Source organism: Microbulbifer okhotskensis (genome assembly GCF_023895975.1).
Taxonomy (GTDB): domain Bacteria; phylum Pseudomonadota; class Gammaproteobacteria; order Pseudomonadales; family Cellvibrionaceae; genus Microbulbifer; species Microbulbifer okhotskensis.
The window spans coordinates 1-15,815 of record NZ_JALBWM010000029.1 but is presented as its reverse complement, the minus strand read 5'-3'; the positions used below and the strand labels follow the sequence as shown (position 1 = coordinate 15,815).

Below are 15,815 nucleotides of genomic sequence, written 5' to 3'. Positions count from 1 at the left end.
GAATTATATCTCATAATAATTCCTCAAAATGGAGCCATAATTCGTCCCGATGGACTCATTGAACGACTCCTTAGTACAATTTACATTGCCAGATATTATCTTAAGAATGTCTGCTGGGTTACTCCCTACGGGAATAATGATTTTATTTCTTGACCTTTCCGGAATTGCTCCCATATCGAATGTAGCAGTTTGATAGCCTAATAATGATAATTCACTGAAAGTATAACTATACGTCTCAGGCCAAATACTTGATAAGAAAAAAACATCTATTTTGTGTTCTGCCAACAACTTTGGGAGATGCTCCTTCCTATACATCCCTGTTATTTTGACGAAGTCGTATTGGTCAAAATATGCATTGTCACTTGTATAGCCGACCACAGTTATTCTATGAGGCAATCCTTCCTTATGGATTTCATTCGCCAAGCTCTTGATAACACCCAAACCTTTGTGAGGGCCAATAGCGCCTAAAAATCCGATACTTAACGAATTGTTACTATCAGTTAACACTGGCCTTATATTGACCGTGCGCCTGGGTTCAGGATGGTACTGTGCATAGATATTTTTGAGCGGTAAATATCTCTCTACTCTTTCCTTTGTGTCTTTACTCGGGGTAATTACCTTTCTTGCGCCTTTCAGATTGCTTAAAAAATAATTTCTCCAATCTGATATGTCTACCCCAATATCTGACAATTTCATTCTCGAAGAATCATGGACTCCATATGACTGCAAGCAATTATTACAGTCGCTCTCCTTGGGCTCCCCACAATAGGCCTCGTCACCTGAAATAAAGTTTACTCGTGGGCAGATACTGTAATAGTCGTGCAGCGTTACGTCATATTCACAACCAAGTTCTTTAGGAAGCTCCCATATACTTTTGTCAAACTCTAGCACATGATGGTAGTGAACATGCCAAACATCCAGAACCTTAAGAAAACTAATTAATTCATCTCTTTCACTACGAATATCAAATTCTGCCTTGGCATTACTAACATGGCTCGATACGTTCCAGATGGCACCGTCTTGAGTTGACAGCATAAATACAGCCTGCCCCTCACCCTGTAGCAAAGCAGCCAAGTCATCTGTTGCCACTTTTGTACCGCCGCCAATAGTTAAGGAGACAAATAGTATAGATCTCCCCTTTACTGCACCCGCCAGCTTAACGCTATTAACTTCTCTCCGGAGGATTTTTTCCCCTAACTCTCTCCTCAATTTTCTAACAGGATCATCATGGATAAAGCTCTCAATTAATTTAGGATAATCCGGATATAGACCATTCAATTTCTGCAAATTTGCAGCAATAAAACCTTCCGTATCTTCTGCAAAAGACACGCTCCCTAAATGTTGAATATAGGTTTTATTTGTTACAACATTTCGCCAGCCTAATTTTGCAGCTCTTAAAGAAAAGTCGTTCTCTTCTGCATAACCCTTGCCCCACTTTTGTTCATCAAAGTATCCTACCTCATCAAGTACAACTCTCTTAATGTACATACAGTATCCATGGGCTGTAGGTAAATCTATCGGATCACTAATATTTGTTGAGCAGATCTCGGCAAGCTCATCAACCGTATATCCAGACACCACTTCATTGTCCAAGCAAAAATCTGGATAACTACAAATGGTGGCATTATTTGATATTGGAGTAACTGTACCTATAGAGGCATTACCATACGCCTCGTCTCTTAATGTTCGGAGCCACCCCTTTGAAGGAACTGTATCTGAGTTTAAAAGAACAACGTCATGCTTCTCAGCGAGCTTCATTCCACGATTTACTGTACCAACAAAACCCATATTTTCTGAATTATGATAAAGCTCGAAGTCTAACTCATTGGATAATTTTTCTAATGCTGGCTGCATTGTCTCTTCTGGACCACAATCATTAATTGCTATAAGCCTAATTGGAAAGTCCTGTGCCCCTTTGATCGCATGTCTAATACAGTTGCAAGTCTCCACAACCCCCTTATAAATAGGCACTATAACCGCGACTTCATCCAGGAGACTCAAGCTTGGACTTTGTCGAAATTCAGCACATGGTACACTCCTAGTTTCGCGGGCTTTCTCTATGATCCCAGGGATGATTGAGTGTGTCAGCTGAAATGCTTCAGGTGACCTGCTGGAGTATGATTCCTCTCTTAAATATTTTTGCAATTCGGTAAGCTGCTTTAGTTTACCTTTAAAAGAGAAAATCATTCTTTCTTCAGCCAGAATATGGATGTCTCCATACTCGACTTCGGCCCTAACTTTGAAAAAATCACAACCTTTAGATAAATTCAAAAGGTCGATATGAAAACCATGAAAACAATCGGTTAACCCAATTGATGAAAGATCAGGCCTCTCTAGTTTAGCGATAAATTGTTCTTTGAAAACATCATCAATATAAAGATTTATTTTAACCTGCGAGAACTCATTATTTTTATCAACTACCCAGCCAGCAAGAAGCTCATCATTATAGACATCCACCCCCCAAATCAACTTCGGTTCAGAAATAACTCTAGGAGAACTTGAAAGCTCTTTTCCTGTCTTTAAATCTTTAATTCTTAGTACTGCATTTTCCCCAAATTTGCTTAAGACATCCTGAATATCCACAGGCTCAAAAAAGGCAAACTGACCATCTCCAACGCCAGCGTCCACCAGATCCTGCCGAAACTTATTGGCCTTAAACGTTTTTACTCGATCCTCGTTAACATATAAAGCTAGATCCAAAGCATTGCCTTGACTATCAGAAGCCCACCCCCAAATTTCTTTGCCGTTATACCCATCAAAGTGGCCATTGATGTCTTTTTGCTTGGTTTTTCGTGTGGTTGAAAACTTGCGCAGATGCTTCGCTAAATATTCCATTTTAGTTCTCTATTAACTCCTTCCACCACATTTCATTATCTAAATACCAGTTAATGGATCTGACAATTCCAGTTTCAAAACTCTCTTTTGGTTGATACTTTAGCTCGATATTTGATTTTCGTGGATCTATTGCATAACGTCGGTCATGGCCAGCTCTATCGGCAACAAAACATATCAATTCATCCGCCTTGCCTACGATTACACTTCTTGCGCCCGGGAACTGTGCAGCAAGGCTTGGGTTATCGCCAAAGTATTTATTCATAAGTCGGCAAATTAATCTAATAATATCAATGTTTTTCCACTCATTATTTCCCCCAATGTTATAACATTCACCTACGCGTCCATGAGAAAGTACTTTATCAATCCCCCTTGCATGATCCTCAACATAGAGCCAATCACGTACCTGTAGGCCATCACCATAGATGGGCAGTGGTAGATTACGCACAATATTAGTGATAACCAGCGGAATTAGTTTTTCCGGAAAATGATAGGGGCCATAGTTGTTTGAACAATTACTTGTGGTTACCTCGAGCCCATAAGTATGATGGTAGGCTCGCACTAAATGATCAGACGCGGCCTTACTGGCTGAATATGGGCTATTTGGGGCATAGGCTGTAGTTTCACTAAAAGCCGGGGCATCTGGCTCTAAAGTGCCATACACTTCATCAGTAGAAACATGGTGGAAACGATGCTTCCCTTTATTAAGCCCCTCGTCCAACCAGACTTTTTTAGCTGCCTTAAGCAAGCTATAAGTACCAATAATATTTGTCTGAATAAAAGTATCTGGTCCAGTGATAGACCTGTCTACATGGCTTTCTGCCGCGAAATTAACCAAAGTATCTATATGGTGTTCTCTAAGCAATGTTTCCACCAAGCCAGTATCACAGATATCACCCTGGTAGAACTTGAAATTGGCATGATTTTTTACTGGATTTAAACTTGCGAGATTGCCTGCATAGGTCAGTGCATCCAAGACGACTACGGTATCATTCGGATAATTATCCATCCAATAGTGCACAAAGTTGGCACCAATAAATCCAGCGCCGCCAGTTACCAGTATATGTTTCATATTAATATCGCTATCAGTCACAATTTCTTTAAAATAGGCCCGAAGTTGTCTTCGGGGAATTAATAAGCTTTAAGTTTTTGTGCTTTACTGGAGAATACCTGCCTAAGAGATTCCCGCCAGTTTCTCAAGTCAACATCCAGATCATTAAGTAATCGGCTTTTATCCAGCACACTGTACGATGGCCTTTGAGCGGGAGTTGGGTAGTCTTGAGTGGTAATCGCTTTAATGGCCAACTCTTTATTGGCAGGAAGCAAACCGTTACTTTTCCCCTCCTCATAGATCGCCACAGCAAAATCATACCAACTAGCTACGCCAAGATCAGTACAATGGTATATACCTTGTGCTTGCTCTTTTCTGGCCAGGGCAAACAACACCTCCGCAATAGTTCCAGTCCAAGTGGGTGTACCCACCTGATCAGCCACCACTGCTAGTTCATCTCTCTCTGCCATTAGTCGAAGCATTGTATTCGCAAAATTATTACCATGGGCTGAATAAACCCAGGCTGTCCTTACGATTACAGACTCGGGAAGTATCTTTTGAACGACAGCCTCCGCTTCCGCCTTACTCGCTCCATACACGCCAAGAGGGTTTCTTTTATCTGACACAATGTAAGGAGAGGACTTCTTTCCATCAAATACAAAATCAGTAGATACATGGATAAAACGCGCACCGACCTGCTTACACGCCAAGGCAATATTTTCTGCTCCTCTTGCATTAACTGAAAATGCGGCTTCTCTTTCTTGTTCTGCTCTATCGACAGCGGTGTAGGCCGCTGCGTTAATAATAATATCAGGCTGTGCCTGCTCAACTGCTTTGAGGACCGCAGAACTATTGGAAATATCCAACTCTTTGCGAGCCATGGCTACCATTTCAAACTCATCAGGGCACAAATTCTGCAGCTCACAGCCAAGCTGTCCATTTTTTCCTGTGATCAAGATTTTTTTAGCTGTCATTTCTTATTGCCCATAAATAGTAATACGGCGCTTTAAATGCGCCGCAAAATTTGAAAGTTGACTTGATCAACGAGCGGAGTTAATGCCTGGAGGAAAGGTAGTATTGTTTACTCATTAGAGAAACTTTTGCACTCCTTTAAACGAAGTACACAGCATCCTTAAAGCAGTTGCCATCACGGTCTTTTTTTGACAGTTGCGGTTGCTGACCTTCAACAAGCGGCCACTCTATTTTCAAATCTGGATCATTCCAGAGAAGTGACTGCTCATACTGCGGTGCATAGTAGTTCGTGCATTTATATACAAACTCAGCCGATGCGCTAGTCACATAAAAGCCATGGGCAAAGCCTTCGGGCACCCATAACTGTCGCTTATTTTCAGCTGAGAGAGCCACTCCGACCCACTGCCCAAAAGTTGCTGAACTCTTTCGCATGTCTACAGCAACATCGAAAACCTCTCCTTGAGTCACACGCACTAATTTGCCCTGTGTCTGCTCCATCTGGTAGTGCAGACCACGCAAGATCCCTTGAGAGGATTTACTGTGATTATCTTGAACAAAGATTCTCTCGGAGCACTCGTTATTGAAGACATCATCACGAAAAGACTCAAAGAAAAAGCCTCGCTCATCACCAAATACTTGAGGCTCTATGATTTTTACATCAGGAATTTCAGTTTCAATAATATTCATACAACTTTGGTAATCTGCTGTGGCCGCAGGTGCACTACTTAGCAATCAACGGCTCATAAATAAGGGGGCGGAAGCATCCATCCTTGGACATGTTCTAGCTGAGACTTCAAATAGGCCAGTTTAGTGCCAGTGGATAGCCTATAAGCTGGAAGCGTATCGACGCGCATTCAGAGATGAAATCTCACCACTCTCTACCAATAACTGCATTAGGTATTTACCGTAACCACTCTTCATAAGTGGATGCACCTGAGCTTCCAGCTCTTCGGCACTAATAAATCCTTTGCGGTAGGCCACTTCTTCCGGACACGCAATCTTCTGGCCCTGACGGCGCTCTATAGTCTGTACGAAGTGAGCAGCATCCAAAAGATTGTCATGGGTGCCGGTATCTAGCCAGGCACTTCCACGCCCAAGGCGCTCTACATCCAGCTGCTCTTGATTTAGATACACTTTGTTGATGTCGGTAATTTCCAACTCACCACGTGCACTGGGCTTAATATCTTTAGCGATATCACAGACTTGTTTGTCATAAAAATACAAGCCAGTAACCGCGTGATTCGACTTGGGATTTTCCGGTTTTTCTTCCAGGCTGACCGCTTTACCGTCGGCATCAAATTCTACAACGCCGTAAGCGCGAGGATCAGCGACACGATAGCCGAATACCGTAGCGCCCCCCTCTCTTGCATCAGCTTGCTGAAGTATCTGGCTGAAATTGTGCGCGTAGAAAATATTATCACCCAGAACTAAAGCGCTATTGCTATTACCCACGTGCTCTCGGCCAATCAGAAATGCTTGGGCCAGACCATCTGGAGAGGGCTGTACTGCATAAGAAATGTTAATTCCCCACTGTGTGCCATCTTCCAGTAAGCGTTGGTACAGAGCCTGCTCTTCCGGGGTTGTGATAATCAGGATATCTCTGATTCCAGCCAGCATCAGTGTTGTCAAAGGGTAGTAAATCATTGGTTTATCGTAAACCGCCATTAACTGTTTACTAACCCCTTTTGTGAGTGGGTACAAGCGTGTGCCAGACCCCCCGGCCAATATTATTCCTTTTCGATTAGAAGATCCTTTTACAACCATTTCCCCAGCCCTTAAATTCATATCTTGTTATTGATCTAGCTCAACAAATCCCATGTTAAAGTTCGCCCCCCCTCCTCCCTCACATTTAGCCAACTATCTGAGTTGTCAAAAGCTCTATCAAGTCATTGTCGACGTGAATAATTACATACAACTCTTAGAAACGGTATGGCGCACGCCTTACAACCCATCACAGTCACCGATTTATCATCTACGGCGAAAAAAACCTGGATACTGCATTACATTCTGCAAAATTAAAGCCAAGCTAAAATCTAATTACCATCCATTGGTAGCAAATCAGAAAGACAAAACAGCGGCTGTACCCACTGCAATCCGGTAAAGTATCTCTGTAATATCTTTGGTTACTTGCAATTCACTGGAGTGGATCTTTGGCATTACCATAATCTCATCTCCCGGGCGCAAACGATCTCCCAAACGGTTATCAAAATCACCATCATCAATGCGATTTATGGTCCCATCAAGATGCAGAATCACTAATTCCTTGCGATTTGCATTGTTGGCAAAACCGCCGGCCAGCTCAACATAATCCTCCAGTGTGCGTTTCTTGTTATAGACCAGCGAAGTGGGGAAGATGACCTCACCTACGATTGACACCGTAGAGGCTTTCAGTGGTACCACAAGTTCATCGCCATCTTCCAGCAGCATACTTGCCGCATTGGGATTATTGGCAATCACTACCTGGCCTCTTGGTTCCTGCTTACGAGCCTGTTTGATAAAATTCTGGATCATCATTGCATTATCTTTTTGCGCGGCTTTCTCCAGGTCTGTATTTGGCTGACGGGTGAGAACTTCCATCTGCAAAGCGTCAAGGGAGCGATCCAATGCCACCCGCTGCCTTTCCGCAACACTCTTTCGGTACAATTGAATAGAGCTTTTATCCCCGTTACTGCGGAAGCTAAGTTGAACCAAAAGCTCATCAAGTGTTGCACCATAGGGAAGAACATAGGTTTCCGGTCCGTCTAGCTCACCGGAAACCCGGATCGAAATAGACTGCACATCGTTGTCACGCACCAGCTCTACCTGAGCCCCGGGATACAAGCGCGCAGTTAAGGCTTCCTCTAGGGGGAGATAATTAGCCTGCTGGACACCATCAATAACCTGTGTAATTCGGGCGAAGTTGGCCTGGGGGTCAGGCTTGCTAACCAAGAGCATTTCTCCCAGCTGGGTATAAGGCCCGGAAAATTCCAGTTGCGCGGCCTGTTGTACGGCCCCCTCTACGGTAACCGAGCCATTGCGGGCGCCTACCACTACTACATCGCCATTGCGTAATTGAAGAGCTGGCATCTCCCCTTTTACCAGGAAGTTATACAAATTAACTACCTGAATAGAGACCCCCTGGCGCACCACCTTGATGCCAACAAAACTGCCACTCTGTGCGTCTATACCACCAGCACTATCGAGATAGTACAAAATAGAATCAGAACTAAAACCGTTGTAGAGGCCGGGATTGTTTACATATCCAGTAACGAACACTTTAACTGGCTGGCTGGCTTCCAAATTGGCGTAGGCTTGTACATTGTTTTTGAAGACGCGTTTTACGTGCCGTAATACAAAATCATTAAGCTCACCATTTTTAACACCCGCCACATGTACCGGCCCCACTTCAGGAATAAAGATATTGCCCTTGGGATCCACCGGCAAAGAGGCACTAAAACTATAAGCCCCCCAAAGCTGCAAGTTGATTTGGTCGCCAATTGTAATTCTATAGTCCGGGTTGAAACCGCTAAACGGTTGATCTTTGAACCCTCCCTGAAAGAGCGATTGACCAAATACGGGAACGCCACTCTGCGGCATCTCAGAGGAGGCCGTCTCTTCCAATAGCTGCGTTTCTAATGCTGAGACCTGTATACAGGCAACCGAGGCTAGCAGCCCAAGGCCCAACCCAACGCTCTTTATTTTTCCTGTAATCATTTGTGCCAATCTTTCTAGGTGGAATTTTATCAGTAGGCAAGGATGTTCAGCCCTGCTGTTACATTGTGTATTGCAAAACGACTACGATTTTCGTCCTACATTCTGTGCTCACGAATAGTGACGACGAGCATCTTCCCAATGCCATATAGCATTAATAGAATGACTGCCAGGCTGGCAAGATTGTAAAGCTTATGTGGATATTCCGCTTCCTCTGCCATCGATGGCTGTGTTACCACCATTAAGTGCTTTAGCTTACCGGAAGCCTCCATACGTGCCGCTTCCAATGCTTTTAGAGAGGCTCCATAGGCATCCGTCGCGAATTGCAGGTCCAGCTCCAGATTCTGGAAGTATGCACCCAGGGTGTTAAGTCTCTGCTCCCCCTCCTCCTCACCGATACCTACCAAGCGGACCCTCTCCAGTTCAATTTGACTGCCCAGAGCGTCAATGTCCGCTTGCATTGAGATTATCTGCGAAGACCCAGCATTCAAGTAGGTCTTTGCTGCCGTAAGCTTTGCCCGCTGCTCCGCCAGACGCACTTCCAACCCTTGGATAATAGTGCTGATGCCTTTAGTTAGCTCTTCTGGGCTTACTAGCTTATGGCTATTCTGAAAGTCGAGGATTTGCTGCTTGGCAGTGCGCAATTTGCCTTGTGCCAGCTCTACCTCACTCTGGACAAAGGCAACCTGCTTATCCGCCAATTGGTTACTTACCGCATTGACAAAGTCCTCGGATTTTTGGGTGACCGTTTCTATAAGCTGCTTCGCAAAGGCAGAATCAAAGGCCTGCATTTCTATTGTAATGATTCCTGTGACTTCATCGTGGCCAACGCCAATACGATCGCGGTAATACTCCAGGTAATCTTCCTGAGTAGCATCTGCAGGCAGGCGTGAAAAGAGATCATGGTCGGTGCTTTTGTAGTACTCGGCCAACTTCAACTTTTCATTCAAATACAGGGCCATATCCAAAGACTGGATATAGTTCACGACCAGAAAAGCATCCTGGTTATCCCCCCCCATGCCTGGGAGTAAAAAACCTAATGCCGGCGAGGCCGCCTGGGACGAGGCACTATCCTTCACTATCAGCTGTGTACTGCTCACATAGCGCTCAGAAACCCAGAACAGGTAGTAAGCACTTACCACGAAAAGAGGCAACACAACGATCAGACCAATGCCCACCAGGCGCTGGTGGCGATTTATTAGCGAACCCTGCCCCCCCCCTTTGCGGATTAAATTCCCGAAAGGGCGCAACGCCTTCGCATAAAAATTCTCAGGGTTATTCTTGTCGGTGCGTTGAACTTGTCTTTGTTCTTCGACGAGCCGGTCTTTAACGTCCATAATCAACTCTTATGCATTCACAGCAGGGGGGGTAGTAGCCCCACTCCGAGATTGAGGCTTGGGTTGTTCACCCTTATATAGCTCGATAGCCTCATCCACCGTATCAAAAATTGTGAGGCCACCGGACTCCAGATAAATACCTACATCACAATTTTTCCTAAGTAGCGGCATCGCATGTGCCACAATAATAAAGGAGGAGATCTTACGTTTTTCCGCGATAATTTCTTCGCACTTTCTTTTAAAGTGTGCATCCCCCACTGACATCACCTCATCTACCAAATAGAGATCAAAATCTACCGCGATACTAAGGCCAAAGGCGAGGCGGGAGCGCATCCCGGACGAATAGCTCTTTACAGGCACATCGAAGTAGTTACCTATCTCTGCAAAATCCTGGACCCTATCCATTACCCTGCGTTGCGCCCTCCCCCAGATACCATGGATACCGCAGACAAAAGCCACATTCTCACGCCCCGTCATACTGCTCTGGAAACCGCCAGACAGCCCCATAGGCCAGGAGATTCTCTGATCCGTAACTACCCGCCCCGAATCTGGATAATCAATCCCCCCCATAATACGCAACAGGGTTGATTTGCCCGCTCCATTGCGACCCAGAATACCGATATTCTTTCCCTCGGGGAAAATCGCATTCACATTCTGAAACAGCACTTTCCGGCCATGCGGGGTTCGGTAAGATTTTGTCAGATTCTCTAACTTAATCACTGGCTTCTTACCAGATCGCGCCAATAAGCTCGGTAGCACAGCAGACCAAAAGCGAGCGTCGATACCGAAGCAAAGCCCAGATAAGCCAGATCGCCAAACATCCCCTGGTAGTTGGTAAATAACCCCTCCCGGGTCAGCTCAATCACATGCAGCAGCGGGTTCCATACCAAGTAGGTATGATATTCCTTTGGCACCTGCTCCAAAGAAAAGAACACTCCCGACATAAAGTACAAAGGCCGAATCAGCATTGGTGAAAACTTTGCCACTTCGGGAAACTTCTCTCCTACAACACAGAGCGCCAAACTGAGCCCCAAGCAGAAGAAGAAGAAGAAGAAATTTACTGCCACCAAAAGCAAGAAATTATTGAAATCGGTTGAAACACCAAACCATGCCAGCACACTCAATAAAGCCACAAGCGCGGCTAAATAAATAGCAAATTCCAAAAATACACGGCTTAGGACAGCATCAAAGGGCCTTAGCTGGCGATAATTGAATAGCCCCCGGTTTGACACTACAGCCGCCAAGCCCTTACTGAAACAGTGACTAAAAAAGAGAAAAGGCGCAATACCCCCGAGCATAAATAGAGCGGTAGGCACGCCAGGATAAAAATCATCCCTAATTAGGCTGAATATTGTCACCAACACCATAATATGCAACGCTGGCTCAAGCAGCACCCAGGCATAACCCAGTCGCCATTTACCAAAGCGGGTTTTCATCTCACGCACCAATAGCGCGTAGATTACATCTCGCTGGATCTGCCATGCAGAAGGTTGAACGGAGGAACCCATAACAGTCTATTTCTTGGGAATATGTGAACCCGTCGCTTCCATAACTAAAGAAGAAACTGGGACAATTAGTTCAAATTTATCCGGGAGGGTCAATTTTTCAAACAAAGCTGGCGTGCCTGGTCATTCCACAGTGACTACTGCCGTGGACCAAATTTCCTATACGCGAATTCGCCTCAATGCGCCAACGCTCACTATAATCAGCGCCGCATCCTATCGCAGCCCATTTGTGGCGTCATTCCCAATCAATTACGTGCCATTACGTTGCCCCCAGCAGTTTAGCAGATAGCGCCCCATACTAAACAATACCCTCAGCTCTCCCCTCCAGGATTGGTCACCATTCAGCAAAAACTCTGATTCCACAGCCGCGTCAGAAATATAGGAGCAACCAAGCGCCCAATAGGGGTCATATAACAATCAACTTTTCACTGTAAAAGTCAGGTGATTCTGGTGGGGCTTGGCCAGATCAAATCGCAGCGCCCAATAACCCCCACCAAATAATAATATAACCCATTGAATTATAAGCAAAAATGTATATTTTTCGCAACCGCCCACCCAATTGAGGGCAAGTAGTAGTCAAGAAAATTAACCACTGGGGGAACTCCAGTACCACTTTACCAGCGAACACATTCAGGCAAGCAGTGATCCACAACTGTGCACCAGCAAGGCCTCTCATTCACCGAGACTGCCTCCTTTCTACACAGGTGCTCCGAAACCACATGACCGCCCCAGGCAAGCATTAAGATCAACTCCCACAATCCAATATTGTCTTCTGATGACGGGCTTTCATACCCTCCCACAAAACCGCAACTTGCAAACAGTAGCTCTCTGGATTATTTACTATCCGGTAATGCAAAATGTGGTTCTATTTCGACTTTCCAAATGTTGGGCACTTGGGACATCCAGTACCCTCGATTTTTGGGACCAAGGCAACACTAGTCGATCTCGTTGCGTTGATTAGTAACGCCACAAGTTTCGAAAATAGACAAGGTTCGATTTCGGCAGGGTGATTGGCATAGGGTGTGACATGGCTGGGCTCCTCAAATCTGATGGCATGATGTAGTTGAACTACCGCATCCTTTGCTATTAACCCCCTCCTCTTATAGGCCAGCAGCTAACATAGTAATTCAGGCAATACGACCACCGCGCAATAGAAAATCGCACTCAAGCAAGCCAAGCAAATGTCGCTCTTCTACAGAAACCACTGGAGACAAGGGCGCGCCAAAAGTGAGCAAATAGGCTCGTAACGATTACCCAAACTGGTTTGTACTGCTTGGCTGCCTCACGCATCAGGCCGTTATCACCTTTACCCAGATCGCGCTGATCCACTCCCAGCCAGAGAACTGATTGGCTTTGCGGCCAAGGTGCCGGAAAGGATCATTCTGCCCCAGCCTTGAATTTTCTATAAAACAACGTACCAAGGTACAGTCTTGCTGCCCACCGGGCGTCAGGTATGACCTAGGTCATAGAGGTGGTCCAGACCGGGGACAGCTTGCGACGAAATTCCCATTTGACGAGATGGTCGGGGTACCGGCAGGATATTTTGAAAAGGGAAGCTTTAAGTGGAGAACGTCCTTGCAAATTCCTCCTTAAATCCCACACCGAAAAAGATAGCACAAAAAACGTACAATAAAGATTCAGTGGATACGTATACTATGCTACCTCTATGATTTTTTTGCCACCAGGATTACAGAATCGACAGCTATCATAGTATCTCCAAAAGGTGCCACTCCCTCCTCAAAAATCATGGATTCGATAGAAGTAAATCCAGCCCTATTCATGTGTAACTCAATCTCATCGGTACTACGAACTTTAAATCCATACTGAGTGAACGGAAGTCCTTTTAGTGCTTTGTCAGAGCGAACCGCAAATACTGCCCGGCCATCCGGTTTCATCCAGTCGATTATATGCATGAAAAATTTAACCGGATCCTCAATAAAGTACAGAACATTTACCCCCATAATGCCATCTACACTTCCAGACTCTAGCTTTACCCCTAGGCAGTCATCACAAACCACACCCACACGGCATGGCTTGCCGGCCAGTGTTCGATGAAGTTCAGCTGCCATTGTTTCTGACAATTCAATACCCAAATAATGACCATCAACTCCCAAAGCATCCAGCATTGACACGGAAAGAGAGCCATTGCCTGGTCCGATTTCGACGATTGATTCAGACTTCTTTGCTGATAATTTCTCAATCGCTTTAGCCGTAATAAATTGATTGAGTTCGTTCATTTTATTACCAAAGTCAACCCCTGCGTCGCCTTTGGGACATGAAAGCTGACTTGCCATAGACCGTAGTTCTTGCTCTTGCATCAATATTCACCTTATTGCAGCTATATGGAGTCACCCTGCAGGGCGAGAAATCCTTTTCATTAAAAAGTAAATTGAGCCCCCTCTTCCATGTCCAAGCTTTAGCTTACACTGGTCACCCACGGGGAGCGGTCTACTCACCGTAAGCACGGGGATTACTTTATATTAAAGCGGCACTACTTCAAATTACTACGCAATAACTGAAGTAGAGCTATTGTCAATTCTGGTGCATTCATCCCGCGCTCTTTCAGTTTGTCCAATACGCTTTTCCAGCTGAGTGTCGATTCGTGCTCCCCATCTTCAATAGCAAGAAAGTGCTTCCTAGATTCCCGCAACAACCGACACACTTGGCAATAGCGAAGGAGGCCAGCTGGTAGGCTGGTTAGCTTCCACACAAACAAGCCAGGAACCCCATGGGAACCCATACCAGCCAGCTGACCCAGAAACAACGAGACCAGATCGAAGTCCTCAGCGGACAGAGCTATTCAGCCTGAGCCATTTCACAACAGCTCAATCGTTCCAACAAAACCGTTTCCCGCGAGCTAAACCGCTGTAGATCTTACAGTGCGGAAAGCGTTCACCGACAGATGCTGCAGTGGCGGCACGGAGCGCGGAGTTATAACCAAATCTGGTGTTTAGGAATTTGAAAAAGAGCGACGTATCTGGTTGATTTGTTGTCGCCAAACAGTCAGCTAACCAAGGGATATGCCACCATGGACAAGAATACCATTGTCGAGTTTTCAGATGGGAATGAGATGATCGATCCGCTAACCGAAATTCTATGCAGGGGAGCACGATAACTACTTCAGCAGACAGTAGAAGCTGAATTATCCACTTTTATGGATAGTTTCCGTGAGTATCGTTTAGACGATGGCCGCGCGGTTGTTGTGCGCAGTGGCCACCTACTTGTGCGCGATATTCAGACTGGCATTGGCCCGCTTGTGGTGAAAGTGCCAAAGGGACGTAGTAAAGACGGCAAGCCTGTAACCTTCCGTTCCGCATTAGTGCCGCCATATGTGCGTAAAGCTTGGACCCTGGAAGATGCCCTGACAATTCTGGCTGGCCCGGAAGCGAAAGGCTCGTCGGCCAGTAACGTGTCACGCTTAAAAGTCAGTGGAAGCAAGAATACGAGGCACGGCGGAAGCGGGGGCTGAATATAGATCGCTGGGTTTATTTTTGGGTAGACGGCATATATCGCGGCCCGCGTTCAGAAGAGAGTAAGCTCTGTGCTCTGGTTGTCATTGGCGCAAACGCACAAGGTGAAAAGTTACCTAATAGCGAAATTATTCGCTCACAAAGAATGGGCTGCAATAGCTTAATAGGGTTTCTCTGAAGTAGAGTAAACTATATCAAATCATCAAATCATCAAATTATCGCTACCTACTAAGCCATATACTCAAGTTACATTGCTCAGGAAAAGTCAAAGACCATACATGACAGGGCTAGTTTGTCAACATAAGCGACTCTCGTTTACCCACCAAAAATTCCAGCGGGTAACAATTAATTAAAAGTTATATTTCTCGAACCAAATCCAGGAAAAGCAATAACAAGCTTTAGGAAACTGAAAGCGGTACAAAGGCGCACCAACCACTAAAGGGCACCCTATAGCTCTTGCTGCACGAAGGACAAAAGGCCTGCCAGGCAATAAAAAAAGAAAAAAGGACGTATAAGCGTGCCACCAATTCAACTTTCACACAGAGAATTAGGAGTAAAATAAAACTTGACGCCCCTAGCTTAAGACGACAAAAGCACCGATAAGGCTCTCTTCTTATACCCCTGAATTTGTGTACGGGCTTACGTGCACAATAGTAGGATTCGGCCTCCCTTCCTCCGCAACCCTTGAGAAATTTAGTGGAGTTAAGCGGGATCGAACCGCTGACCTCAACACTGTCAGTATTTCGCACACAAAAATGTAACTTGCTGATTTATAATGAAAATTACTTTTCCCCAATCTTGCGCCCTTAACTATCCCCGATGATACCGCACTGACGTCTTAACCATCCCCTCCACAATCAGCTCCTGCCCCCCTAGGCAGGTATCTGTCTGTCCGTACCTACCAGAGTTATAACCGAATCTGGTGTTTGAGGGTTTGAAAGAAAGTAGCGTATCTGGT

The 15,815-nt window shown here is 45.3% G+C and carries 11 protein-coding genes; 1 reads left to right on the top strand and 10 read right to left on the bottom strand.

Annotated elements, in window-relative coordinates; translation table 11 throughout:
* Positions 1 to 3: 3 nt before the first annotated feature.
* The 10 genes from MO867_RS08995 to MO867_RS08950 form a co-directional block, all read right to left on the bottom strand.
* Positions 4 to 2,835: a glycosyltransferase gene (locus MO867_RS08995; RefSeq protein WP_252466024.1), complete on the bottom strand. Its 2,832-nt coding sequence runs from the start codon at positions 2,833 to 2,835 to the stop codon at positions 4 to 6.
* Between the two features lies 1 nt (position 2,836).
* The gene (gene rfbB, locus MO867_RS08990; protein WP_252466023.1) at positions 2,837 to 3,904 is read right to left on the bottom strand and encodes a dTDP-glucose 4,6-dehydratase; all 1,068 of its coding nucleotides are present in this window, start codon (positions 3,902 to 3,904) and stop codon (positions 2,837 to 2,839) included.
* Positions 3,905 to 3,963: 59 nt separating this feature from the next.
* On the bottom strand, positions 3,964 to 4,857 hold the full coding sequence (rfbD, locus tag MO867_RS08985; protein WP_252466022.1) for a dTDP-4-dehydrorhamnose reductase: 894 nt from the start codon (positions 4,855 to 4,857) through the stop codon (positions 3,964 to 3,966).
* Between the two features lie 136 nt (positions 4,858 to 4,993).
* The gene (gene rfbC / locus MO867_RS08980) at positions 4,994 to 5,542 is read right to left on the bottom strand and encodes a dTDP-4-dehydrorhamnose 3,5-epimerase (RefSeq protein ID WP_252466021.1); all 549 of its coding nucleotides are present in this window, start codon (positions 5,540 to 5,542) and stop codon (positions 4,994 to 4,996) included.
* Between the two features lie 138 nt (positions 5,543 to 5,680).
* Positions 5,681 to 6,619, bottom strand: coding sequence for a glucose-1-phosphate thymidylyltransferase RfbA (gene rfbA / locus MO867_RS08975; RefSeq protein WP_252466020.1), 939 nt, complete (start codon positions 6,617 to 6,619; stop codon positions 5,681 to 5,683).
* A gap of 294 nt (positions 6,620 to 6,913) precedes the next feature.
* Positions 6,914 to 8,548 carry a polysaccharide biosynthesis/export family protein gene (locus tag MO867_RS08970; RefSeq protein WP_252466019.1) on the bottom strand — a complete coding sequence of 545 codons (1,635 nt, stop codon included), beginning with the start codon at positions 8,546 to 8,548 and terminating at the stop codon, positions 6,914 to 6,916.
* Between the two features lie 95 nt (positions 8,549 to 8,643).
* Complete coding sequence (locus tag MO867_RS08965) at positions 8,644 to 9,882, bottom strand: KpsE/RkpR family capsule polysaccharide export protein (protein WP_252466018.1); 1,239 nt, start codon at positions 9,880 to 9,882, stop codon at positions 8,644 to 8,646.
* A 9-nt stretch (positions 9,883 to 9,891) separates the two neighbouring features.
* Positions 9,892 to 10,602 carry an ABC transporter ATP-binding protein gene (locus tag MO867_RS08960; protein ID WP_252466017.1) on the bottom strand — a complete coding sequence of 237 codons (711 nt, stop codon included), beginning with the start codon at positions 10,600 to 10,602 and terminating at the stop codon, positions 9,892 to 9,894.
* Entirely contained in the window at positions 10,599 to 11,390 is a 792-nt protein-coding gene (locus tag MO867_RS08955) for an ABC transporter permease (protein ID WP_252466015.1), read from the bottom strand. The genes MO867_RS08960 and MO867_RS08955 overlap by 4 nt, the downstream gene beginning before the upstream one ends.
* 1,661 nt (positions 11,391 to 13,051) lie before the next feature.
* Positions 13,052 to 13,705 (bottom strand): class I SAM-dependent methyltransferase, encoded by a 654-nt coding sequence (locus tag MO867_RS08950; RefSeq protein WP_252466013.1) that lies wholly within the window; start codon positions 13,703 to 13,705, stop codon positions 13,052 to 13,054.
* A gap of 836 nt (positions 13,706 to 14,541) precedes the next feature.
* On the opposite strand from MO867_RS08950, the gene MO867_RS08945 reads away from it, so the two are divergent.
* Positions 14,542 to 14,856, top strand: coding sequence for a hypothetical protein (locus tag MO867_RS08945; protein ID WP_252466012.1), 315 nt, complete (start codon positions 14,542 to 14,544; stop codon positions 14,854 to 14,856).
* Positions 14,857 to 15,815 lie beyond the last annotated feature (959 nt).